19 protein-coding genes are annotated in these 25,864 nt (G+C 37.5%); 11 read left to right on the top strand and 8 right to left on the bottom strand.

Going from position 1 to position 25,864, the window contains the following annotated elements; all coding sequences use genetic code 11:
- Nucleotides 1–2: 2 nt before the first annotated feature.
- The 3 genes from FBR08_RS05460 to FBR08_RS05450 form a co-directional block, all read right to left on the bottom strand.
- Nucleotides 3–611 carry an alpha-ketoglutarate-dependent dioxygenase AlkB family protein gene (locus tag FBR08_RS05460; RefSeq protein ID WP_158964177.1) on the bottom strand — a complete coding sequence of 203 codons (609 nt, stop codon included), beginning with the start codon at nt 609–611 and terminating at the stop codon, nt 3–5.
- A complete protein-coding gene (locus FBR08_RS05455) occupies nt 598–1,473 on the bottom strand; it encodes a methylated-DNA--[protein]-cysteine S-methyltransferase (RefSeq protein WP_158961790.1) in 876 nt (291 codons plus the stop codon). Before FBR08_RS05455 ends, FBR08_RS05460 begins: the two co-directional genes overlap by 14 nt.
- Nucleotides 1,474–1,655: 182 nt before the next feature.
- The gene (locus FBR08_RS05450; RefSeq protein ID WP_158961789.1) at nt 1,656–3,182 is read right to left on the bottom strand and encodes a GNAT family N-acetyltransferase; all 1,527 of its coding nucleotides are present in this window, start codon (nt 3,180–3,182) and stop codon (nt 1,656–1,658) included.
- A 134-nt stretch (nt 3,183–3,316) separates the two neighbouring features.
- Between FBR08_RS05450 and FBR08_RS05445 the strand changes: the two genes are divergently transcribed.
- The 9 genes from FBR08_RS05445 to FBR08_RS05405 all read left to right on the top strand — a co-directional run bounded on the left by FBR08_RS05445 (nt 3,317) and on the right by FBR08_RS05405 (nt 14,596).
- Nucleotides 3,317–3,640, top strand: coding sequence for a single-stranded DNA-binding protein (locus FBR08_RS05445; protein ID WP_158961788.1), 324 nt, complete (start codon nt 3,317–3,319; stop codon nt 3,638–3,640).
- A gap of 99 nt (nt 3,641–3,739) precedes the next feature.
- Complete coding sequence (locus FBR08_RS05440; RefSeq protein ID WP_158961787.1) at nt 3,740–4,441, top strand: response regulator transcription factor; 702 nt, start codon at nt 3,740–3,742, stop codon at nt 4,439–4,441.
- A complete protein-coding gene (locus tag FBR08_RS05435; protein ID WP_158961786.1) occupies nt 4,431–5,789 on the top strand; it encodes a sensor histidine kinase in 1,359 nt (452 codons plus the stop codon). Before FBR08_RS05440 ends, FBR08_RS05435 begins: the two co-directional genes overlap by 11 nt.
- A 227-nt stretch (nt 5,790–6,016) precedes the next feature.
- On the top strand, nt 6,017–6,712 hold the full coding sequence (locus FBR08_RS05430; protein WP_158961785.1) for an MgtC/SapB family protein: 696 nt from the start codon (nt 6,017–6,019) through the stop codon (nt 6,710–6,712).
- 19 nt (nt 6,713–6,731) lie between these two features.
- A complete protein-coding gene (mgtE, locus tag FBR08_RS05425) occupies nt 6,732–8,129 on the top strand; it encodes a magnesium transporter (RefSeq protein ID WP_158961784.1) in 1,398 nt (465 codons plus the stop codon).
- Between the two features lie 195 nt (nt 8,130–8,324).
- A complete protein-coding gene (locus tag FBR08_RS05420; RefSeq protein ID WP_158961783.1) occupies nt 8,325–9,440 on the top strand; it encodes an efflux RND transporter periplasmic adaptor subunit in 1,116 nt (371 codons plus the stop codon).
- Between the two features lie 24 nt (nt 9,441–9,464).
- Nucleotides 9,465–12,578, top strand: coding sequence for an efflux RND transporter permease subunit (locus FBR08_RS05415; RefSeq protein WP_158961782.1), 3,114 nt, complete (start codon nt 9,465–9,467; stop codon nt 12,576–12,578).
- A 7-nt stretch (nt 12,579–12,585) separates the two neighbouring features.
- A complete protein-coding gene (locus FBR08_RS05410) occupies nt 12,586–13,884 on the top strand; it encodes a TolC family protein (protein WP_199268634.1) in 1,299 nt (432 codons plus the stop codon).
- Between the two features lie 10 nt (nt 13,885–13,894).
- On the top strand, nt 13,895–14,596 hold the full coding sequence (locus tag FBR08_RS05405) for a porin family protein (protein WP_158961781.1): 702 nt from the start codon (nt 13,895–13,897) through the stop codon (nt 14,594–14,596).
- A gap of 101 nt (nt 14,597–14,697) precedes the next feature.
- Here FBR08_RS05405 and FBR08_RS05400 read toward each other — a convergent pair whose 3' ends face one another.
- The 3 genes from FBR08_RS05400 to FBR08_RS05390 all read right to left on the bottom strand — a co-directional run bounded on the left by FBR08_RS05400 (nt 14,698) and on the right by FBR08_RS05390 (nt 16,534).
- On the bottom strand, nt 14,698–15,171 hold the full coding sequence (locus FBR08_RS05400; RefSeq protein WP_158961780.1) for a hypothetical protein: 474 nt from the start codon (nt 15,169–15,171) through the stop codon (nt 14,698–14,700).
- A gap of 32 nt (nt 15,172–15,203) precedes the next feature.
- Nucleotides 15,204–15,890 carry an HAD family hydrolase gene (locus FBR08_RS05395; RefSeq protein WP_158961779.1) on the bottom strand — a complete coding sequence of 229 codons (687 nt, stop codon included), beginning with the start codon at nt 15,888–15,890 and terminating at the stop codon, nt 15,204–15,206.
- An 80-nt stretch (nt 15,891–15,970) separates the two neighbouring features.
- Nucleotides 15,971–16,534: a Crp/Fnr family transcriptional regulator gene (locus FBR08_RS05390; RefSeq protein WP_158961778.1), complete on the bottom strand. Its 564-nt coding sequence runs from the start codon at nt 16,532–16,534 to the stop codon at nt 15,971–15,973.
- 303 nt (nt 16,535–16,837) lie between these two features.
- Here FBR08_RS05390 and pafA point away from each other — a divergent pair, with 303 nt between their 5' ends.
- Nucleotides 16,838–18,487 carry an alkaline phosphatase PafA gene (pafA, locus tag FBR08_RS05385; protein WP_158961777.1) on the top strand — a complete coding sequence of 550 codons (1,650 nt, stop codon included), beginning with the start codon at nt 16,838–16,840 and terminating at the stop codon, nt 18,485–18,487.
- Between the two features lie 111 nt (nt 18,488–18,598).
- Nucleotides 18,599–21,523: a M16 family metallopeptidase gene (locus tag FBR08_RS05380; RefSeq protein ID WP_158961776.1), complete on the top strand. Its 2,925-nt coding sequence runs from the start codon at nt 18,599–18,601 to the stop codon at nt 21,521–21,523.
- A gap of 182 nt (nt 21,524–21,705) precedes the next feature.
- Here FBR08_RS05380 and FBR08_RS05375 read toward each other — a convergent pair whose 3' ends face one another.
- Together FBR08_RS05375 and mfd are read right to left on the bottom strand one after the other, a co-directional pair.
- Nucleotides 21,706–22,233 carry a hypothetical protein gene (locus tag FBR08_RS05375; protein WP_158961775.1) on the bottom strand — a complete coding sequence of 176 codons (528 nt, stop codon included), beginning with the start codon at nt 22,231–22,233 and terminating at the stop codon, nt 21,706–21,708.
- A 272-nt stretch (nt 22,234–22,505) separates the two neighbouring features.
- Nucleotides 22,506–25,862, bottom strand: coding sequence for a transcription-repair coupling factor (gene mfd, locus FBR08_RS05370; RefSeq protein WP_158961774.1), 3,357 nt, complete (start codon nt 25,860–25,862; stop codon nt 22,506–22,508).
- Between the last annotated feature and the right edge of the window lie 2 nt (nt 25,863–25,864).

Raw genomic sequence — 25,864 nt, 5'->3', positions numbered from 1 at the left:
TTTTATTTATCAATGGTACGGAACGTTAAATTAATTCTTGGATGGTGAACGGTTTTAGTTGGAGGTAACCGATGCAACCAAAAGGTTTGAGTCTCGTCTTTCATAACAAGTAGATGCCCACTAGCTAAGGTAAATTCTACTTTCTCTTGGGTAGATTTGTGTTTGAATAGAAATTTTCGTGTAGCACCTAGGCTTAAAGAGGCAATTGCGCCATGTTTTTTTAAATCTTTTTCACCATCGCTATGCCAAGCCATACCTTCACTGCCATCGTGATATAAATTGAGCAAACAAGAATTATAAGTTTCTCCTGTTTCTTTTTCAATACGCGTTTTTAATTCCAACAATTCTGGCGTCCACGGTAAAGCGAGTTTGGTCACCTTAGAATAGGTATATGGAAATGGCTGTGAACCATACCAGGCTACTTTGCGCTTGGTGATGATTTTTTTTCCAAAGATAATCGCTTCGTCATGCTTCCATTCAATCTTGTTGAGGAGATGATTTAGGTAAAAAACAGCTTCTTCAGCCGTTAAGATATAGCCATAAAAATGAACCGTTCCTTGATAAGGGAGGTGATTGTGTAAGGAATCATTGGAAATACTAAATAAGTCCATCGGCATGGTCTTTACTAAATTCTTTTTCTCCATATACTTGTGCACCTTCCCAGCCAATTATAGCCGTTTTGCGCGTAGCTCCCCACATGTAATTCCCAAAGATCCCTGAGGATTGAATAACGCGATGACAAGGAATTAAGAAGGCAACGGGATTGCTTCCAATAGCCGTGCCTACTGCTCTTGATGCTTTGGGATTGTTTATGGCTTGTGCAATTGCTCCATACGTGGTCAATTCACCCATGGGGATAGTCAATAAGCTCTGCCAAACTTTAAGTTGGAATTCTGTTCCTTTCAAATGTAATTTGATTTGATTCAAATCGGGTTGGGTGTGTTGAAAGATTTGTAAGGCTTGCAGCTGTAAGTGATCGGTTTGTGCCTGAAAGCTTGCTTGAGGAAATTTAGCTCTTAGCTCTTGTACGGCTATCACTTCTTCTGTGACAAAGGCAAGATGACAAATTCCTTTTGCCGTTGAGGCAATCAAAATAGTGCCAAAAAAACTAGAGGCGAAGCTGTAGTTTATAGTTAATTGCCGCCCCTCATTTTGATACTCCGCAGGTGTCATTCCTTCTAGAGTAATAAACAAATCATGCAAACGACTCGTACTTGATAAACCGGTTTCGAAGGTGGTATCAAATAAAGTTGCTTGTTGTTCTTTTAACAGCCATTTGGCGTATTCTAAACTTGTAAATTGTAAAAATTTCTTCGGACTCGTTCCGGCCCAAGCTGTAAATAAGCGTTGAAAATGCGCAGAACTTAAATGCAAGGCACTTGCAACTTCCTCTAGACGAGGTTGTCGCTTAAAGTTCGCTTGGATATACTCAATTGCTTCTGCTATACGCGTATAGTTTAATGATTCTTCCATAAAGTTGGGAGTTGGGTATGGTGAATTAGATCCATGGAAAATAGTTAATCGCAGACTAAACCACCAGTCAAATATCTACCTATTTTAGCGAGAATAAAATCTGAAATATGCTAATTTTTGACGCAATTGTACCATACTAAAAAGCCTGAGTTTTTCTCAGGCTTTTTAGTATGGTACAAGCGTTATTCTTTTTTTTGTAGGTTGTATAGGTCTAAACGACGATCTTTCATAATACGAACGCTTCCGTGTTCGTGTAATTCCTTTAATAAATCGAGATTAACATCGACAATCAAGGTCATTTCCGTATTGGGTGTTGCCTCTGCCTTAACCCCATTTGTTGGGAAGGCAAAGTCAGAAGGCGTAAAAACAGCTGCTTGAGCAAACTGAATATCCATGTTGTTTACCTTCGGTAAGTTTCCTACACATCCTGCGATAGCTACATAACATTCGTTTTCAATGGCACGCGCGGCAGCACAGTTGCGTACGCGGGTATATCCGTTTTGTGTATCCGTTAAGAACGGCACGAATAAAATTTCCATACCTTCTTCTGCAAGTAAGCGCGGTAGTTCTGGAAATTCCACATCATAACAAACGATAATACCGATTTTTCCACAATCTGTATCAAAAGTTTGAATAGCAGAACCTCCTTGCATCCCCCAATAGTGTACTTCATTTGGTGTAATGTGTATTTTGGAATACATTTCGTAGGTACCATCGCGTTTACAAAGGAAGCCAACATTGTATAGAGTACCGTCAATGATATAAGGCATACTCCCTGAGATAATATTGATGTTGTACGAAATAGCAAATTCTTGGAATCGCTTGCGAATGGGGGTGGTATAGCGGGCTAGTTCTCGAATAGAGTCTGCTTCGGATAAGTGATTGTATGCGGCCATTAAAGGTGCTGTAAATAGCTCAGGAAACATCGCAAAATCACTTTCATAATCTGAAACTGCGTTAATAAAGAATTCAGCTTGATCAAAGAATTCTTCCAAATCGTTAAACGGACGCATTTGCCATTGGATTAACCCTAGGCGAACCACACTTTTTTTGGTGTTGATTAACTGTACTTCTTTTTCGTAGTAAATGTTGTTCCATTCCAATAAAACAGCGTAATCTTTCGATTCTTTATCTCCATCCAAATAATTGCGCATCAAGCGTACCATGTGGAAGTCATTCGACATTTGAAAGGACATCACAGGGTCGTTAATTTCTTTGGCTCTAACTTTTTCTAAATACTGTTTTGGGGTTAGTTCACTCGCATATTTGGCGTACTTTGGAATTCTTCCTGCAAATACAATGGATTTTAAATTCAGTTGCTCACATAACTCTTTACGCGCATCGTATAATCGACGACCTAAACGCAATCCCCTGTATTTGGGGTGAATAAAAACGTCAATTCCATACAGTACATTTCCTTTAGGGTTGTGGGTACTAAAAGAGGAATAACCCGTAATTTGATCGTAATTATGGGCAGCCATGGCTTTTTTCTCATCAATGATAATAGAAAGTGCTGATCCTACAACAATGTCATCCACCAGAACGACTAACTGTCCCTCTGGGAAAATACTCAGTAAGTTCTCTATTTCACTTTTATCCCAATAAGGATCTTCCATCCCCGTATAAGATTCAAGCATTGAATTTTTAAGCTCCAAGTAATCGTCAAGTTGGAGGTTGCGAAGTTCAATCTTGTTAATTGTCGTATCCATGAATTTTTTATTGCAAATTACAAATAATACTTTTAATAAGTAAATATTTTAGAGGGTAAATGGGTGTAACCCATCTTGTTTGGTGTGTTTTTTGCTGAAAAAATAATACGTAATTTAATTAAAAAGCACATACTATGAGTTCACTACGAAACCGCGTTCAATTAATAGGACGAGCAGGACAAGATGCAGAAATTATCATTTTTGGTACGGAGAAAAAACGAGCTACTTTTTCAATAGCAATCAATGAATTTTACTTTAACGACAAAGGCGAAAAAATTGAAAATGTGCAATGGCACAACGTCGTCGCCTGGGGCAAATTAGCGGATATTGCTGAAAAGTATGTGTTAAAAGGAAAAGAAGTAGCGATTGAAGGAAAACTCGTGAATCGTTCGTATGAAGACAAGGAGCGAAACAAAAAGTATATCACAGAAATTGTCGTTTCTGAGTTGCTTTTCTAGTGATGGACAAAAAGATTGGCAAAGGAATTAGAGGTTGTTTTATTGTATAAACAACCTCTTTTTTTGCAAAAAGACTTATCTTGCTCCAGATTAATTTAAATGGATAATCTTTTGAGTCAAATATTAGTAATAGAGGACGATATTCGCGTTGCTGAACTACTTCAACGCAGCTTACAAGATCAAAACTTTGAGGTAGATTTGGCTTATGATGGCTATATGGGTAAGAAATTAGCCCTACAGAAAAAATATCAGTTGATTATTACGGATGTTATTTTGCCAAAGATGAACGGAATAGACCTGTGTAAAGAACTCAAACAGATCCTCCCCAATACACCCATTATCATGCTGACCGCATTGGGAACAACAGATGATAAAGTGGAGGGGTTTGATGCAGGAGCAGATGATTATTTGGTGAAACCTTTTGAATTAAGAGAGCTTTATGTGCGCATTCGAGCCTTGTTGAAGCGATTTGAAAAGGCAACTGAAACTAGTAGCCCTATTTTAAAGTACGCCGATTTAGAAATTGACTTGAATCAGAAAAAATTTAAACGCGCAGGACAAGAAATTCATCTGACACCTAAAGAATTTAACCTCATGCAGTACATGATGGAAAATCCAGAACGCGTGTTATCTCGTGCCGAGATTTCGGAAAAAGTATGGGACACCCATTTTGATACTGGAACCAATTTTATCGATGTATATATCAATTATCTGAGAAAAAAGATTGAACTTGATGTACACAACAAATTGATTCATACCAAGTCAGGAATGGGTTTTATCTTGAAAAGCCATGAGAATTAAAACGAGACTTACGCTGCTATTTACCCTATTAGTAGCCTCTATATTGTTGGTTTTTGCCAGCGTAATTTATTGGTCTTCCTCCAAGGGAAGAGAAGTGGAATTTTACGGAGAGCTTGAAAAAGAAGCGATTACGAAGGCAAAACTGTTTTTAGAAGCTCAAGTAAAACCGGCTACTTTACATAAAATTTACCTCAATAATAGCGAGATTATCAATGAGGTTGAGGTAGCTGTTTATGATTATGATTTTCATCTGTTGTATCACGATGCTGAAGAAATTGATCGGGTAAAAGAAACGAAGGAAATGATCAGTAGTATTATCGACAACGGAAGTTTACACTATACACAAGAAGATTGGCAGGTTATTGGAATGAAGTACTCCTTTAATAATCAGGACTATATTGTCACTGCAACTGCCTATGACGAATACGGCTATACCAAGTTGCAAAACCTCTTTGTGACCATTGTCGTATTAGTGGTTATTTCTCTTTTGGTTATCTATTTTGTCGGCTTGTTTTTTGCAGAAAAAGTATTGCTTCCCATAAAGAAAATGAATGATGAGGTCAATAAAATTACCGCGACTAATTTAGACTTGCGAATCAGTACAGAAAAAAATAAAGACGAACTAGGGGCATTAGCAGATACATTTAACGAAATGCTGAATCGCCTAGAAAATTCTTTTGATTCTCAAAAGCAATTTGTTTCCAATATATCCCATGAATTGCGTACTCCGTTAGCAGCGATTATTGCAGAGTTAGAGTTGGCGTTAAATAAAGAACACGATCAAGCATATTACATTCAGACCATTCAAAACGCATTAAACGATTCACAAAAAATTGTGCGTTTATCCAATAGCTTATTGGATTTTGCCAAAGCAAGCTATGATCCCACCGAAATTGTGTTTAAATCGATTCGCGTGGATGAGGTTATTTTGGATGCTTGTCAGAAGTTGCAAAAAATGAATGCTTCTTACAAATTTAACTTTGTAATCGATGAAACGGTCACTAGTGAAGAGAGGATGATGGTATATGCAAACCCTTATTTGCTGGAAGTAGCTTTGGTCAATTTACTCGAAAATGCCTGTAAATTCTCGGATCAAAAGGCGTGTATTATCCAGGTTCGATATGAAAATTACCATCTTGTTATTCAGGTAATAGATCATGGTATCGGAATTGCAACCGAAGATTTAGAGCATATTTTTATTCCTTTTTATCGCGGTAAGAATCAAAATTACAAAGAAGGAAATGGCATTGGATTGCCGTTGACTAATAAAATTATCAACCTACATAAAGGTAGACTGCAAGTGGAGTCTCAAGTAGGAAAAGGAACCACATTTACGATTCATTTTTAAATCAGCAAGCGCTTACTCTTCAGTAGGCGCTTTTTCTTTTCTAATAGAATTCTAATTTTTTTCTAAAGGCTTTCTAATAGCCTCCATGAGGTGTAACCCCTACTTTTGTCCCATCAAAAAAATAAATGATGGACACAGAATCCTTTCGCAGAAAAGAATGTTAACTGTCCTGCCAATTGTTCATAACGAAGTTTGTTTACATGGAGTGGGATTTAAAAAATGAAGTTATGGCAATTACAGTATTTATTTTAAGATTATTACTTGCTTTTATTTTAGGAGCGTTGATTGGTGCTGAACGTCAGGTAAGACAAAAAAGTGCTGGATTGAGAACCAATACCTTGGTTTGTATTGGTGCAGCTGGATTTGTATTGATGTCGTATCAAATTGGGGGGACTGCTGTGGGGCGTGTGGCTTCTTATGTTGTAAGTGGAATAGGTTTCCTAGGAGCCGGTGTGATTATGAAGGATGGATTTAGCATCCGCGGTTTGAATACAGCAGCGACTATTTGGTGTTCAGCTTCAGTTGGCTCCATGTGTGGAGTAGGACTATGGCAAGAGGCTATTGTGATGACCCTCTTAATTGTATGTGCGCATTTAGTATTGCGCCCTATCGGAACCCTAATGAATAAGTTGTCTTTTGAAACAGAAGGCGATTCTGCAGAAGTACATTATGAAATTATAGTAGGATGTAAAGAAGCGGTCGAAAACGACATCCGCATCATGGTGCTCAAACACCTCAAAGCACAAAAAGAATTGCAAATGCGTTCGTTAAAAAGTTCGGATAATGGCAATCCCGCTTTTTCCTACCTTAAGTTTGAGGTTTACTGCATCGGACGTAAAGATGATATTTTAGAGCAGATTACCCAGAAAGTTTCGTTGGAATTTGGGGTGTCTGAGGTATCATGGGAGTTAACTACGTATTAATCTTTAAAAATGAATGGCCATGAGAACAATGAAGTATGAACGCAGTAGTTTGCGCAAAATTGCAGCAGATTTCCAAGGATTGGATCAGATGATGAAGATGCTTCCTGTATTAAAGAAAATGCCAATTATCGATGTAAGTGAGGCACTGTCGTTAATGGATACGAAAGAATTGTTTGTCATTTTACGCGAGTTTCCTTTAGAACATCAAGCTGAAATTTTTGCTGCTTTTCCCTTGGTGAAGCAACTATCGATTTTTCAACAGTTGAGTATGAAGCGATTTGCAAGACTATTTGAACAAATGCCCTCTGAAGATCGTGCCGATTTGTTTCAAATTTTAACCCAACAGGAACAAATTGATTTACTTCCATTTTTGAGCAAATCGATTCGAGAGAATGTACTGGCTTTGAGTTCTTATCCTGAAGATACGGCGGGAGGTATTATGAGCACTGATTTTGCTACGGTTTCTAAAGATATGACTTGCTTTGAAGCGATTCACAAAGTGAGGCAAGATGCGCCGTCAAAGAAGACCATTTATTATATCTATGTGGTTAATGAAGATCAAACGTTATGGGGATTTATTACATTAAAGGATTTGATTATCGCTGAACCACACCAACTGGTGGAGGAAGAATTACACCGCGATTTTGTTTTTGGTTATGTAGATGAAGACAATGAGCAAATCGCAGCCAAAATAGATAAATACGAATTGGTTGCTTTGCCTATCCTCAATCGAAAAAAACAATTGGTCGGTATTGTGACGCATGATGATGCATTAGATATTATCCAAGCAGAACACACCGAAGACATGCAGAAGTTTATGGGGGTGATGGGAAGCAGTGAGGATGCTGATTATGCTGCATCTTCAATCTTCGATCACTTTAAAAAACGAGTATTTTGGTTGGTTACCCTTGCTGTTGTTGGTTTAATTTCGGGTTTAATTATTCACAATTTCGAAGGGGCATTGGCGCAGATGGTCATCTTAGCACTCTATATGCCGATGGTCGCAGATGCAGGAGGAAATGCAGGTACTCAATCGGCAACCGTAGTAGTACGAGCCATGGCTTTGGGACAAATAACGGTTAAATCATGGATGCGTGTGCTGTGGAAAGAAACGAGAATCGCCTTGCTGTTGGCCTTGTGTTTGGGTTTACTCGCCTTTGGTAAAGTGGTGTGGTTGAGTTGGGAAACGGATACTCCAGCAACTTTTTCTCTATGGACTATTGGCGGTGTAATTGCCGTGGCTTTGTTCTTACAAGTTGTTTTCTCAACTGTTATAGGCGCTGCATTGCCACTCCTTGTAAAGAAAATGGGTGCTGATCCCGCTGTAGTAGCAAGCCCTGCAATTCGAACCATCGTCAATATCATTGGGTTGCTCATTTATTTTGGATTGGCTGCTTATATCTTCGATTTACAGTAAACCTAGTACTAACTCTTTTATAAAATAGTAATCATGAAAAAGTGGCGTTTTCGCTGTGATTTAACTCCTTATGGGTAACGGATTATATTTTTTATTGTTAAATAAACGGGATGGTTTATTTAAATAGTTAAAAATATAACGTAAAATTTCGTAATTTAAGAGAATATTATAAAGTTAAAATTTAAACCAATCATAATGGCAAAAAAAGTACAAATAGCGGGAGTTTTAGGCTTGAGTATCTTATTGAGTTTTTGCTCTGATAAAAAGGAACAAAGCAGTGATATCGCACAATATCAAGTGAATAATCAAGTGATTTCCTTAACAGAAAATTCAAACCTCAAAAGCAGAATTAAAGTTACACCAGTGGAAGAAGAAGATTTCACTTTTGATTTAGTAACTGCAGGTTTAGTAAAAGCAATTCCGAACCATTATGCGGAAATTGCATCTCCTTTTTCTGGGAGAATCATCAAATCATTTATTAAGTTAGGGCAAAAAGTAAGCATAAATCAACCGTTATTCGAAGTTTCTTCACCAGATTACTTCGAAGCGCAAAAGGACTACTTCGATTCTAAACAAGAATACAAACAAGCGACATTAAATTTAAAAAGACAGGCCGACTTATTGGCCAATGGCGTTGGTGTTCGACAAGAGTATGAAGAAGCAGAAACGGAAAATTCCATCGCCAAAGCGGCTTTTGACAATGCTACTGCAGCCATTAAAATATACAACGTACAACCCACTTCCTTGGTGTTAGGTCAGCCTTTGATCGTGCGTTCACCCATCGATGGAGAGGTATTGGAAAATAATATTGTATTGGGTCAATATATCAATGACGATGCGGATCCTGTGGTGAAAATTGCAGCCTTGAACAAGATTTGGATAGTGGGAAAGGTCAAAGAGAAAGACATTCAACACTTAACGAAATTAAATAAAGTTCAAATTGAACTATCTGCTTACCCAGATGAGCCGATTGTAGGAACGATTTATCACGTGAATGAAATTGTAGATGAAGAAACCAGAAGTATTGATGTGCTTATTGAAGCAAATAATGACAAGCGCATCCTAAAACCGGGGATGTATGTGAATGTACGTTTTATCGATCAGCCTGAAAAAGTAATCTTAGTACCATCAAGAGCTGTTCTACAAGGAGAAGATAACTCTTTTGTATATGTAGAAGTCGCACCCAATGAGTACATCCGTAAAAATGTGGTAATCGGAGGAGTTTCTGGAAATCAGACGGTGATTTTATCTGGAATAGAAAAAGGAGACAAAGTAGTAAGTGAGGGGGGAATTTATTTACCTCAACTGTAGTAATCCTATAAAACAGCAAAAAAGATGAAAAAAAATATAATAGATACGGCTATACACAAAAGATGGCTTGTTGCTGCTTTGTTTGGCTTACTGTGTATCTTTGGTTATTATTCATGGAAACAATTATCCATAGAAGCCTATCCTGATATTGCGGATACGACATCCCAAGTAGTGACACAAGTACCTGGTTTGGCTGCAGAAGAAATAGAACTACAAATTACCATTCCTATTGAGCGCGCCCTAAATGGAATGCCAGGGATGCACGTAATGCGCAGTAACAGTACATTCGGACTATCCATGATTACCCTTGTTTTTGAGGATGGTGTGGATGATTATTTCGCCCGTCAGCGCATTCAGGAACGTCTAAATGCAGTAGAACTGCCTTATGAAGCGGTTCCCGAACTCGATCCGTTAACCTCTCCTATTGGAGAAGTATACCGATACATTATTGAAGGGGATGGCTATAGTTTACGCGAGTTAACCGATATTCAAAACTTCATTATCATCCCGAAACTAAACCAAGTTTCTGGTGTTGCGGAGGTAACGAATTTTGGAGGAATTACCACGCAATTTCAAATTGAATTAGATCCGCATAAATTAGAACAATACGATTTATCTCTAAGTGATGTCACTGAAACCATCGAAGAAAATAACGTCAATTCTGGAGGGAGTGTTTTAACACGCGGAGATTTAGGTTATGTAGTACGTGGAATTGGATTAGTGAAAGACCTGGAAGATTTAGGGAAGATCGTTGTAAAAGCAGAAAATGGAATTCCAATCTTCTTGAAGGACTTAGGCCGTTTAAAATATGGTAATGTTGAACGAAAAGGAGTTTTAGGTTACTCAGATAAAGAACGCAACTATTCCGATAGCATTGAGGGGATTGTATTATTGCTAAAAGGAGAAAATCCATCAGTAGTACTAGATAAGATCCACCATTATGTGGATGAATTAAACAACGAATTACTGCCAGAAGGCGTAAAGATTCATACGTTTTTGGATCGTACCGAACTAGTAGATACTACTTTGCATACCGTATCAACGACGTTGATTGAAGGAATTAGCTTGGTTATCATCGTTTTGATCGTTTTCTTAGGCAGTTGGAGAGGTGCTTTACTTGTAGCCATTACCATTCCAGTTTCTCTATTATTTGCGTTTATTTTAATGCATTTCACGGATATTCCAGCGAATTTATTGTCTTTAGGAGCCATTGACTTTGGAATTATTGTCGATGGAGCCATTGTAATGATGGAATCCATCCTCAAGAAGCGAGAGGATAATCCGAAGGAAGAACTAAAAGAAAAATCGATTGCCCAACGTACCAAAGAGGTGGCTAAGCCTGTGTTTTTTGCTACGGTTATTATTATCACGGCGTATTTACCACTTTTTGCTTTTGAGCGCGTAGAAAAGAAACTATTTACGCCTATGGCTTTTACGGTTGGATTTGCTTTGTTAGGTGCTCTTTTAGTTGCCTTGTTCTTAATTCCAGGATTGGCTTATGCAGTGTATAAAAAACCGAGAAAAATATACCACAACAAATGGTTGGAAAAACTAACGGCTTTGTATCATAATCGCATTGAAAAGATTATGAAGAAACCGAAACAAGTGTTCTTGCCGATTGTGATTATTTTGGCGATTACCATTGGACTAACGGCCAAAGTAGGGAAAGACTTTTTACCTCCATTAGACGAAGGATCTATTTGGTTGCAAGTGACCTTACCACCGGGAATTTCATTAGAGAAATCCAAAGAGATGAGCGATACCTTGCGTGCGCGAACGATGAAATATGAGGAAGTGACTTATGTAATGGTGCAAGCAGGAAGAAATGACGATGGTACGGATCCCTTTACACCTTCTCACTTTGAGTGTTCTATCGGTATTAAACCGTATAAAGAATGGCCAAGAGGAAAAACAAAGAATGATCTAATTGAGGAATTGGCGGCAGAATATGAATCACTACCAGGGTTTACGGTTGGATTTGCTCAGCCGATGATTGATGGGGTAATGGATAAAATTTCTGGCGCGCATAGTGAATTGGTAGTGAAAGTATATGGAGAGGATTTTCACGAAACTAGACGTATTGCCAATGAAGTTTTAGGTACATTAAAAACAGTAGATGGAGCAGTAGATTTGGCGATTGACCAAGAACCACCACTACCGCAATTACAGATTCACGCCAATCGAGATAAAATTGCACAATATGGACTAAATGTATCAGATGTAGCCGAATTAATTGAAGTTGCCATTGGAGGAAAAGCCATTTCTCAAATCTTTATTGGAAATAAGGTGTACGATATCAGTGCTCGCTATACAGAGGAAAGTAGAAATACACCCGAAAAGATTGCCAACCTAATGTTGACTTCAAGCACAGGAGCAAAGATTCCGCTCTCACAAGTAGCGGATGTAAAAACCAGCACCGGAGAGAGCACCATTACGCGTGAGATGAATAGACGTCACTTAACGGTGAAGCTAAACGTTCGTAATCGTGATTTAGGGTCTTTATTGAAAGAGGCACAACAAAAAATCGAGGAGAATATCACGTATGATCACAATAAGTTTCACATCGAATGGGGAGGACAGTTTGAAAATCAACACCGAGCCTATAACCGTTTAGCGATTATTGTTCCACTGACGTTGTGTTTGATGTTTGTTTTATTGTATGGCGCATTTGGTCAATTCAGACAAGCAGGGTTGTTGATGGTGGTCGTGCCTTTAGCTCTTTTTGGAGGGATGTTAGCCTTGAATGTAAGAGGTATGTCATTAAACGTGTCCTCTGCTGTTGGATTTATTGCCTTATTTGGCGTTGCCATTCAGAATGGAGTGATTATGATTTCACATATTAACGATTTGAGGAAAAAAGGTCATGCTTTATTAGAGTCTGTCTTACTAGGAGCTGAACAGCGATTCAGACCCGTATTAATGACGGCGACCGTGGCGATTTTGGGATTATTTCCAGCATCTATGGCAACGGGAATCGGTTCGGATGTTCAACGACCTTTAGCCACAGTAATCGTTTATGGATTGTTATTCGCTACTATTTTAACCCTTTTCGTATTACCAGCGTTATACTATTTAGTGGAACGAAAATGGGGAAAAGACAGTGACTTTGTGAAAGTAGAAGAAACAGAAGAAAACTAACATGGAGATGAATATGTTTAAAAAATATATCAGTATAAGTTTGATGTTTGTAGTTTGTGGTGGTGCTGTGTATGCTCAAAATGGGCATACGGAGCAATCCACAACTAAAAGCACACTGACCTATAAAGCGTTTCTATCCAAAATGATAGAAAACAACTTGAGCTATGCAGCAGAGAAATACAACATCAATATCGCAGAGGCAGAAGTACAAGCCGCCAAAGCCTTTCCAGACCCTGAATTGAGTTTTGGATGGGCGGATAACCAGCAAAACCGCATGCAGATGGGGTATGGATTTGAGGCAGAATTATCTTGGGATTTAGAACTAGGAGGAAAGCGAAAATCGAGAAAAAACTTAGCACACGATCAAAAGGTATTGGCAGAGCTTGAATTACAAGCGTTTTTTCACACGCTTCGTGCAGAGTCAACGGTTGCCTTTCTTGAGGCCATGCAAAACAAGATGTTGTATGACATCCAAAAAGATTCCTATGAATCTATGCGACAAGTGGCACAGTCGGATAGTATTCGCTATTCATTAGGACAAATTAGCAAAGTTGATGCGATTCAAAGTAAGTTGGAGGCAAAATCAATGTTGAATGATTTACAAGATGCCGATGATACGTGGGAAAATAGCTTGATGGAAGTGCGCAATATCATCAGTGCAAAAAGAATTGATTCGGTTTATTTGCCTGTGGGTGATTTTAGCCAGTTTGTTCGCCTATTTGCTTTAGAGGATTTGATTGTAACGGCACAGAATAATCGAGCAGATTTTTTGGTGGCTCAACAAAATAAGGTCGTTGCAGGACGTCAAGTGGCATTAGCGAGAGCAGAGCGCGTCGTTGATTTAGGTCTGAATCTTGGCGTGGAAAACAATTCCTTTGTCAAAAATGCAGTAGCACCAACACCTGGAAATACCGTGGTAAAAGCGGGAATTTCCGTTCCTTTAAAATTCTCAAATCGACGTGATGCGGGACTGAAAACAGCTTTGTATGAAGAGCGTCAAGCAGAGTTGGAATACGATATGGTAGAATTGGAACTGGAGAAAGAGATCACACAAGCGTACCGCAATTATTTAACTAAGCAGAAGCAAATTCAACGTTTTGAAAATGGAATGTTGGACGAGGCAAAGCAGGTTTATGAAGGGATTAAGTACAGCTATCAACGTGGGGCGAGTAGTTTATTAGAAGTATTGGATGCTCAACGTACGTATAACGAAACACAGCAAGCCTATGCAGAGACGTTATTTGGGTATGCAGAATCGTTGGTGGAATTAGAGAAAGCGGTTGGAATTTGGGATATTGATTTTTAAGAAGTGAAGTATGAAACACATTATATTTAGTTTACTCGTATTAACGGGGCTTTCGATGAAAGCACAAGACTTCAGTGAAGATTTAAAAGGAAGAACTTCGTTTAGTGTAAAAGCAGGTTGGCTGCAATCCACAGTAAAAGGAGATGATGTACGTGATTTAGCTTGGGATGGCAAAGTAGATAAACGCAATAACTTTTTTGTTGGAGTAAGCGTTGATAATAGTATAGGAACCTATTTTGGATTGAAACACGAACTGTATTACCAAAATTACGGGGCGGATTTTAAACGCGAATTAGATGATCATCTATTTCATGCAACTTTAGAAATGCACAGTTTGCGTTTAAATCCGATTAGTCCAACATTTAAAGTTGGAGGATTGCAAATTTACGCAGGACCCTACATCAATATGTTGTTGTATTCTTCGATTACTTCCGTAGATGAAGAGGGCAATACGTATAAAGATCACGGGATTTTTGGTTCTACAGCAGATGACCAAGAAGACAGTAAATACCTACAAAAGATGGATTACGGAATTACAGCGGGGATAGAGTACCAGTTTAAATTCGGGCTAATTCTAGGGGCGCAATATACACGAGGATTTGCTTCTATTTTTGACAATGCCAATACTTTTGGAGTAGAAGAAAATACAGGTGCCAATGACCTGAAAATCTATAATCAGAATATCGGTGTTTATGTAGGATACCGTTTTTAAGGAAGAATAAAATTGCTTATGAAATAGAAAAAGGAAACCGTTGAGGTTTCCTTTTTCTATTTTTTTTGCTGTAAAGTTGTTGCGCTAATTGCAGCAAAAAATTATTTTATTTCCGTATACGACCCCAGTAAAGAACCTCCTCCAGAACAGTAGTAGGAGAAAACTCCTCTATCGCTTTCATTAACTGTATCAATGGTTAATTGACCTGCTCCAAGAACAAAGTTTACTTGAACCTCTTGTAATACCGCTTGATACGTGTTGTCGTTTAACTTTGTTGCTATTGTTTCTAATGAACAAGTTGGTTTTTTAATATCTTCTCTAGAGGTAACTAAAATAGTAACTTGATCAGGTGATGAACTTTTAATGTCAACTTTTACCCAGTCGGATCCTTCTTCTTTTGTAGTATATCCTTCCGAAGCAAAAGTAAGGTTGATCACTTCTTCTTTTACCTCTGCTGTATCTATATTCGTTTCAGTAGGAATTGCGGCTGTAGGTTCTTTAACTTGTTCTTTACAGCTCGTTAAAAGGAATCCTGAAGTTAGCATAAGTGCTAAAATAAAAAATCGGGTTTTCATAGTTTGTCTATTTTTATGTTTTTAGTGTAAAATCACAATAAATCTTTAATTTCTGACAACTTCTTGATGGATTTGAAATTATCATGTACAATGGGGTGATCGATATGCTCGTGTAACCAGGTCGTATGAAAAGGGACATGTACGGCATGACCTCCTAATTCTAATACAGGTAATACATCCGAACGCAGTGAATTGCCAATCATAATGAATTCCTCGGGTTGGATATCTAATCGCTTGAGTAATTTTTCGTAATCGATTTGTTCTTTATCAGTCATTACTTCAATATGGTGGAAATAAGCGCCCAATCCCGATTTGTGTAATTTGCGATGTTGATCTTTCAAATCCCCTTTAGTAGCTACAACCAAGCGGTATTTCGCTTGAAGTTCTTTTAATACATCTTCCACATCATCAAGTAATTCAACGGGTTTGGTCAATAATTCTTTTCCTATTTTGACAACTTTATCTATGATTTTTGTATTGTAAGTCCCTTTTGAAATAAGTTCAGCTGCTTCAATCATGGAAAGTGTAAACCCCTTGATTCCATAACCATAGAGGGGTAAATTATCTACTTGCGTTTTAAATAGAATTTGAGAAATACTTTGATGAGTTAAATAATCTTCCATCAAAATACAGAATTGTTGTTCCGCCTCTTTGAAAAAAGGTTCATTTATCCAAAGTGTATCATCTGCATCGAATGCAACAACTTTAATTTTATTCATGTCGTGTAGTTATATGAAGGCGAAAGATAGCGAAAGATTTAGGCTCTTTTGTGCAATAGGCTAAAGTTTAACGCGGCGTATTAGTATACATCTTTTCGAATGCGACTCAAGCTAACTTGCGTAATGCCTAAATAAGAAGCAATGTGTTTTAAGGGAACGCGTTGTATAATTGTTGGATAGTTGGTTATCAGTTCTTTGTATCGTTCTGTGGCGGAGAGTAAGCTTCTAGATATAATTCTTTTTTCTACTCGCATTAATTCTTTTTCAGCTAATTTTCGACCAAAGTTGGCAATGTGAATATCGGTTAAATAATGCTGACTCAATTCATTCACGTTGACTTGATACAATTTACAATCGACTAGAAGCTCTATGTTTTCATAGCTTTTCTGTTTCTCTACATAGTTTTTCATCGATAAAATTGTACTGCCTTCTTCGCCAAACCAAAATGTAATTTCTCCTTCATCATGAGTAGAAAAAGCACGAACAACCCCTTGTTTAATGAAGTAAATATGGTGCTCTATTCGATCCGCTTGCAAGATAATATGCCCTTTGGGTAAATGCAATTCACAACAAAGTCCCTTCAAAGCAGTAAGAGAAGGCTCAGGTAAAGGGTATATAGCGGTAAGAATTTGTTCGATATCCATGATAAAAGGAATGAAATTGATTGGGTTGAGAAGTCACAAAGATAGGGATTCTCAGAGAATGGTATGGGAGGAATTACAAAGGCATCAAAGAATGAAAATTTAAATTTATTAGGCCTATTATTGATATTTAATACTTAGATAATATGAAATTAGGTCAAAAAGCCTTTATTTGTCAAAATGATTTTTTTAGGTAGTTGAATATGCTAACAAACTTTATGATGTAAGATGTTTTCTATGTTGAATGTCTTTAATAGCTTTGTTAAACCTTATAAATACTTAAATAACACCCAAATAAAAGAAAAAATGAATAGTAAGTCAACGGTAATTACAGCCCTGTGCTGCTTGTTTTCATTTGCGCTTCTAGCGAGTGAAAAATTAGAAAAACCAAAATTAGTGGTAGGTCTTGTAGTTGATCAAATGCGCTGGGATTATTTATATCGTTATGCAGATCGATATAGTGAAGATGGATTTAAACGCTTGTTAAACGAAGGGTTTTCTAGTGAAAACACGCTAATTGATTATGTGCCAACCTATACGGCTATCGGACATAGCACGATTTATACCGGAAGTGTACCTGCGATACACGGTATTGCGGGAAATGATTTTATCATCCAAGCCACAGGTCAAAACATGTATTGTACACAAGATGATAGTGTACAAGGTGTTGGTGGAGAAGGAAAAGTAGGACAACAATCACCAAAGAACTTGCTGGTATCTACAATCACCGATCAATTGAAATTGGCAACGAACTTTCAGTCGAAAGTAATCGGAATCGCAATTAAAGATAGGGGAGGGATTTTACCGGCAGGCCATTTTGCCAATGCTGCGTATTGGTTGGATGGAAAAACAGGTGATTGGATTACGAGTACGTATTATATGAAGGATTTACCAAAATGGGTAAAGGGATTCAATAAAGAGAAAATAGTAGATACTTACTATAAACAAGGATGGAATACCCTATACCCAATGGATACGTATACATTAAGTACAGCAGATGATAATGCATACGAAGAAACATTCAAGGGAGAGAAGAAACCGACATTTCCACGTGATTTAGTAAAGCTAAAAAAAGAGAATGGATATGAGTTGATAAAGAGTATTCCACAAGGTAATACGATAACGCTTGATTTTGCTAAACGCGCCATTGAAAGTGAACAATTGGGGAATAACCCATTGAATGTAACGGATTTTCTTGCGGTGAGTTTATCTTCAACGGATTATGTTGGACACCAATTTGCAATTAATTCAATCGAAATCGAAGATACGTATTTGCGTTTAGATCGCGATATCGCTGACTTTTTAACGTATTTAGATCAAACAGTTGGAAAAGGGAACTACACCCTGTTTTTGAGTGCGGATCACGGAGCAGCACATAATCCCAAGTTTTTTGCTGATCAAAAAGGAAATGCCGGGTACTTTGATACCAAGGTAATCCGCAAAGATTTAAATGAGAAACTAGCCATGAAATTTGGGGTGGCAGACCTTGTGCGAAGCTTGTCAAACTATCAGGTTCACTTCAATTATGACGCAATTGAAACGAATGACTTGGATGAAGATGATCTTATTTCTACGACGATTAAAGTACTAAAAAAAGTAGAGGGAGTAGCTTTTGTAGTGGATATGAATGAAGCGGCAGAATCAGCTGTACCTCAAATGTTGCGTGAACGCATCATCAATGGGTACAATTACAAACGCAGTGGGGCAATCCAAATTATCTTAGAACCCCAGTGGTTTAGTGGAGCTAAAGATGGAAAAGGAACAACCCATGGAAGTTGGAATTCGTATGATGCCCATATCCCAGCTGTATTCTTAGGCTGGGGAGTGAAACCAGGTAAAACTACCCGTCAAACGCATATGACTGATATTGCACCAACAATTGCGCAAATCCTGAAAATTGAATTCCCGAATGGCAACATCGGAACCCCCATTCAAGAAGCAATTGAACAAGAATAAAAAGAAAACGTCTTTAGTGAATAACTAGAGACGTTTTCTTTTTTAAGCATACGTTATTTTTGTGAGACAAAAGAGAATTATGTTTAGCTTTGGGCTGACAAATTACTATTTATGAAAAAAACATACTTATTGTTTGGTTTTATATTTTCGATGAGTAGTGTAATGCACGCTCAATATAAGACACTTACAAAGACAGATGCCAATGGATTTACATATGAATATGTAGAGAATGATCCAGCAAAAGCAAGAGTTTATACCTTAAATAACGGATTAAAGGTTTATTTAGCACAAAACCATGACGAGCCAAGAATCCAAACGTATATTCCTGTTCGCACAGGATCTAATAATGATCCAGAAGACAGTACAGGATTAGCACACTATTTAGAACATATGCTCTTTAAGGGAACCTCAAAATTGGGAACCGTTAACTGGGGAGCTGAACAAGCATTAATCAAGCAGATTTCAGATTTATACGAACAACATAAGAATGAAACTGACCTAGAAAAGAAAAAAGCTATTTACAAAAAAATAGATGAGGTTTCTAAGGTAGCATCACAATATGCCGTAGCAAATGAATACGATAAATCAGTGGCTTCTATCGGTGCAACAGGCACGAATGCGCATACTTGGTTTGATGAAACGGTTTATAAAAACGCCATTCCTTCTAATGAATTAGAGAAGTTCTTAATCATTGAACAAGAGCGTTTTTCACAATTGGTGTTGCGTTTATTTCACACAGAACTAGAAGCGGTTTACGAAGAGTTTAACCGTGGACAAGACAACGATTTCTGGGCGTCTCATGAAAAAATGATGGCGTTGTTGTTTCCAACTTCACATTACGGTACACAAACGACAATTGGTACGTCAGAGCACTTGAAGAACCCTTCAATGATTGCTATTCACAACTATTTTGATCAATATTATGTGCCAAATAATATTGCTGTTGTATTAGTGGGAGATATCCAATTTGACGAAACTATTCAATTGGTTAATAAGTACTTCGGCTTAATGAAGAAAGGAGTTCAGCCGAAAGAATATGTCGCGGTTGAACAACCAATCAAAGGGATTAAATCGGCAGAAGTTTTTAGCCCACAAGCAGAGCGCGTAGAAATGGGATACCGTTTAGGTGGCGCAAAAACACAAGATGCGTTGTATGTGACGATGATCGATATGCTTTTGAGTAACGGTCAAGCAGGTTTGATTGATTTAGACATCAACCAAAAACAACGTACATTATATGCTGGAAGTTCACCGATGATTATGAAAGATTATTCGGTTCACCAACTAACGGGTATGCCAAACGAAGGTCAAACACTGGAAGAAGTGAGAGACATTATGTTAGAGCAAATCGAAAAAATTAAAAAAGGAGAATTTGACGAATGGTTGCTACAAGCAGTAATCAATGAGTTGAGAAAAAATTCAATGCAAGCGCTAGAAGATAACGATGCCATGGCCTCTGAAATGTATCAAGCGTTTATTCAAGGTAGAACATGGGAAGAAGCAGTGAGTGAAATTGACCGTATGGAAAAAATCACCAAAGCAGATATTATCCGTTTTGCTAATGAAAATTACAGCGATAACTATGCGATTGTTTACAAACGTCAAGGAGAAAATAAAGATTTAGTTCGCGTTGAAAACCCCGGAATTACGCCAATCGACTTAAATAGAGATAGCGAATCTGAGTTTTATAAAGCGTTGAATCAAGTAGCAGTCAAAGATATTCAACCTGAATTCGTAGATTTCAATAAAGCGTTGAAAAAAGAAAAGATCGGTAAAATTAAAACGACTTTATACAGCATTGAAAATACAACCAATGACTTAGCTACAGTTACGTATATCACACCAGTAGGATCCGATCACGATAAAAAATTGAGCTTAGCTTTAAGTTATTTAGATTATATCGGAACCAATACATATTCTCCAGCTGATATCCGCAAGGAGTTTTATAAGTTAGGGGTAGAGTATTCATTAAACACGGGTACTGATAAATCCTATATCACGATTTCTGGATTAAAAGAAAATATCCCAGCTGGAATCAAATTGTTAGAGCACTTATTGACTGATGCAAAAGCAGATCAAGAGTCTTATGACAATTTAGTAGATCAAATCTTGAAATCTCGTTTTGATGCTAAATCAAGCAAAGGTGGAATTCAACGTGCTTTAAACAGCTACATTGTTTCAGGAAATCAATTGAGTAGATTTAAAGACATCTTAAGCGAAACGGATTTACAAGGAATCAAACCAACAGAATTAGTGGGTTTATTACACAAGTTCTTTGATTATAACCAAGAAGTATTCTATTACGGAAATGATTTAGCTGCTGTTAAAAAAGCCATTGTAGCCAATCACAATCTAGGAAAAGGCAAAGTGACTCCAGTGAAAAAAGAGTACGCTGAACCTGCAACAGACGGAACGGTTTACTTTGCTCCTTATGATATGGTACAAGCAGAGATTTCATACCGCGGAAGAGAAGAGAAATTCAACAAAGATTTCTTAGCGACATCAAGTGTATTTAACAGTTACTTTGGTGGCGGAATGGCGTCAGTTGTTTTCCAAGAAATTAGAGAGTCTAAATCATTAGCTTATTCTGCTTACGCATACTATGCGAATGCAGGAAAATTAGATAAGTACAACTATGTAATGGCCTATGTAGGAACACAAGCAAACAAATTGCCACAAGCCGTTGATGCGATGATGGATTTGATGAATGATATGCCACAAGCGCAAAATCAATTTGAGAATGCTAAAAATTCGGCGTTGAAAAACATTGCCACACAACGTTATACAAAAGCACAGATTTTCTACTACTGGTTAAGTTTACAAGAAAGAGGAATTAACTATGATATCAACAAAGACATTTTCAAACAAACACAAGAAATGAAAATGGCTGATTTAGTTAACTTCTTCAATCAACATGTAAAAGGAAAAACATTTAATGTGGGTCTTTTAGGGAAGAAAGAAAACTTAGATTGGGAAGCCGTTCAAAAGTTCGGAACCATCAAAGAATTGACATTAGAAGATTTATTCGGATATTAATAAAAAAGCCAACTGAAAAGTTGGCTTTTTTATTGGAGAGAAGAAAGAAGAGAAGGGAAATTAGAGCGGAGTCCTTTTATCAATCTTTTGGTGCCTCTCTTACAATCAAAAAAGGAATGCGTTTACGAAACACATTCCTTTTTTTGATTGTAAAAAGAGGAGACTTGTCACCTCCATCTTTCTTATTTAATTTTTAAAATAGCGTATTTAAGTGTTACCCCAAAAGTCAACAAGAATTCCCCTCGATCAACATCGAAATCTTGAATGTATCCACCCCCTACGTGTATGTTGTACAAGAGTCGTTTTGTGATGTACTGTTCATTTCCTATATGTCCTTCTGTAATTAGAATTCTATTAAAACTTGTATCAGTAGTTTTTCCAAAGGAGTATTTGGTTTGAGTAGCAAGGTAGTATTTTCTATCCTCTTCATTGATGAAATGCCATTTTAAATTGGCTTTTGCAAAAGGAATAAAGTCATATTCAAAGTTATATCCCCTTTTCTCCTTTAGACTATAACCCGGACCTAATCCTAGAAAAGCTTCTGCATGTAAATCATAGGTGAGTCTGTATTTGTAGGAAGTCTCAATTCCTTGTCCCCCAAGATTGACAAAAACAGTGTGATTCTCTTGTGAAAAAGAAGGAGCAACAAAGGAGAAAAGAAATAAACCGATGCATAAATTTCGAATAGATAATAGGGGTTGAGTTGTCATCAATTAAAATAATTAAATGCGAAAGTAGCGTAAAAAAAGGAAAGAAGAAAAGAGAACAAAGTTTAAAAAGGCTGTTCGCTTTGATCTAAAACACGAATGGCTTGCACATACAAGCCATTCGTGTTTTTTGAATAGAGGAAATTGTAGCGAAGCGGAAATTCATCGAATTCTAAAAAAATAGCAACTCGGTGAGATATAGAGAAGATCCTTAGTAAAAGATTATTCTTTCTAAAAAAGGAAAATTCACCCTTTTCTTCTTTCCTCTTTCCATTTTACATTTTATCTATTCCAGATAAATATTCTAGGGCTTTCTTGATTGATTTTACTTGTTCAAAAGACAACATCAAGCGCAAGCCATTTTTCGTTTCCTTTTCGCGCATTTTACACAAGTGAGAACTCTGTTGCACAAAGGTTAATACCTGTCTAAATTTTGGAGAGGTATAGAAACCCGATTGCTGATCCCCAATAAAATAACAAAGCATTTTTCCTTGTTTTAAAATTACTTTTTCAAGTCCAAGGTTACTCGCATGCCATTTGATGCGCAAGCTGTCTAAAAGGGCAATAGCTTGCTTGGGAAGTGGTCCAAAACGATCGACTAAGCGTTGTTCATATTCTTTGAGTGCCGTTTCTGTGGTAATGGTACTTAACTCGTTATATAAATTTAATCGTTCTGTGATGTTGTTGATATACTCATCAGGGAACAAAATTTCGAAGTCGGTATCAATTTGACAATCGCGAACGAATACTTTGGTTTCCTCTTTTTGGTCTTCGAGATATAGCTCTTTGAATTCGTTTTCTTTTAACTCTTCAATGGCCTCTTGCATGATTTTTTGGTAGGTTTCAAAACCAATTTCATTGATGAAACCACTCTGTTCACCCCCTAAAATATCTCCTGCACCGCGAATCTCTAAATCTTTCATCGCGATATTAAATCCGCTACCCAAATCGCTAAATTGCTCTAAGGCTTGAATGCGTTTACGCGCTTCTTCTGTCATTACAGAATAAGGAGGACAGATAAAATAACAGAATGCTTTTTTGTTACTTCGTCCTACGCGACCGCGCATTTGATGTAAATCCGATAATCCAAAATTATTGGCGTTGTTAATTAGAATGGTATTGGCGTTAGGTACATCCAATCCACTTTCAATAATGGTCGTAGCAACTAAAACATCAAATTCCCCATCCATAAAGGCTAGCATCAATTCTTCTAGTTTTTTACCCTCCATCTGTCCATGGCCAACCCCTACTTTTGCATCGGGAACTAAGCGCTGAATCATACCCGCAACTTCGCGAATATTTTCAATGCGGTTATTGATGAAATACACTTGTCCACCGCGTTCTATTTCATAGGAAACGGCATCGCGTATAATTTCTTCATTAAATCCCACCACATTCGTTTCAATGGGATAACGGTTGGGGGGAGGAGTGGTAATAACCGATAAATCTCGTGCCGCCATTAAGGAGAATTGTAGCGTTCTCGGAATAGGGGTTGCTGTTAACGTTAACGTATCTACATTCTCAGAAATCGTCTTTAATTTATCTTTTACGGCTACCCCAAATTTTTGTTCTTCGTCAATGATGAGTAATCCTAAATCTTTGAATACAACATTTTTGTTCACCAATTGATGGGTACCGATAAGGATGTCGATTTGTCCAGCTTCTAAGTCGCGGATAATCTCACTTTTTTGCTTGGCTGTTCTGAATCGATTGATATAGCTCACGCGAACGGGCATATCTTTCAAACGCTCAGAAAACGTTTTAAAATGCTGAAAAGCCAAAATTGTCGTAGGTACGAGAATAGCCACTTGCTTGCCATTATCCACCATTTTAAAAGCCGCACGGATGGCGACCTCTGTTTTTCCAAATCCAACATCTCCACATACCAAACGATCCATAGGGCGCTCTAACTCCATGTCCGCTTTTACTTCCTGAGTTGCTTTTAGCTGGTCGGGTGTATCTTCATAGATAAACGAACTTTCGAGTTCGTGTTGTAAATAACTGTCTGGCGCACACGCAAATCCTTTTTGTGTTCGCCTTTTAGCATAGAGTTGAATTAAGTTGAACGCAATGTGTTTAACACGTGCTTTCGTTTTTGTTTTTAAATTTTTCCAAGCACTAGAACCTAATTTGTGCACTTTGGGAATGGCGCCTTCTTTGCCATTGTATTTGGCAATTTTGTGCAAAGAGTGAATGCTGACATATACAATGTCATTGTCTGCATAAACCAATTTGATGGCCTCCTGTGTTTTGCCTTCTACTTGTATTTTTTGCAAGCCCCCAAATTTTCCAATCCCATGATCAATGTGCGTGACATAATCACCAACACTTAAAGAGGTAATCTCTTTGAGGGTAATGGTTTGTTTTTTGGTGTAGCCATTTTTAAGCGTAAACTTGTGGTAACGCTCAAAAATTTGATGGTCTGTATAACAAGCAATTTGTTTTTCCTCATCAATAAAACCTTCGTATATGGGGGTAACAATCGTTTTGTACTGTTGTACTACTTGATGCTGGTTTTCATCGCGCATCGCATCAAATATTTCTTTGAATCGACGGGCTTGGTTTTCATTGGCACAAAATAAATAATTGGTATAACCGTTGTCTGAATTATCATTCAAATCGCGAACCAATAAATCAAATTGCTTATTGAAAGAAGGTTGTGGTTTGGTGTGAAACACAACCGTTTTACTGGGTGTAATAGGTTTTGTTTCTGTTAATTCGATGTAGTTAAATAGTGCAACTTGGCGTAGAAAAGCATCGCCATGTAAAAACATTTGATGCGGATCCGAATATTTCAGTGTTTTGTTTAACTTTTCAAAAATGGCCGTTGCCTTCTCAAAATTATGATTGAGTTGATCGACAATAAAGGCGGTGTTTTGAGCGATTATAACTGTTTTTTCTGCAATGTATTCTAAAAAACTCTCTCTCGATTCTGCGGTGAATTTATTTTCAACATTGGGGATGATTGTGATTTTTTTCTGTTTGTCCACAGATAGTTGTGTTTCCACATCAAACGTTCGAATACTGTCAATCTCATCACCAAAAAACTCTAGGCGATAGGGATTGTCATTCGAAAACGAAAATACGTCAATGATACCACCTCGAACAGAAAACTCCCCGGGTTCAGCAACAAAATCAACCCGTTTGAAGTTGTATTCAAAAAGGGTTTCGTTGATAAAATCAATGGATAGCTGATCGCCAACATGTACTTTTAACGTGTTTTTTTCAAGTACCTTTTTCGTTACTACTTTTTCAAAAATAGCCTCTGCATACGATACGATTATAGCCGGTTTTTTACGCGAACTAATGCGATTTAAAACCTCTGCACGCAATAATACGTTGGCATTGTCGGTCTCTTCAATTTGATAAGGACGACGATACGACCCAGGGTAAAAGAGAACATCTTGCTTGTTGATAAAGTGTTCTAAATCATTGAGATAATAAGCAGCCTCTTCTTTGTCATTAAAAATTAATAAGAAAGGGAGTTCTGTTTGTTGGAATAAACTTTCTATTTGAAAGGATAAAGCTGAACCAACAAGACCTTTGAAAAGGATAGGTTGACGACTCTTTAATAAATCAGATGCAATTTTTTTCGTTTGCATCGCCTCATTAAAATGCTTCTTTATTTCCATAA

The organism is Myroides fluvii, from assembly GCF_009792295.1.
Lineage (GTDB): Bacteria > Bacteroidota > Bacteroidia > Flavobacteriales > Flavobacteriaceae > Flavobacterium > Flavobacterium fluvii_A.
This window is presented reverse-complemented; position numbering and strand designations above follow the sequence as displayed.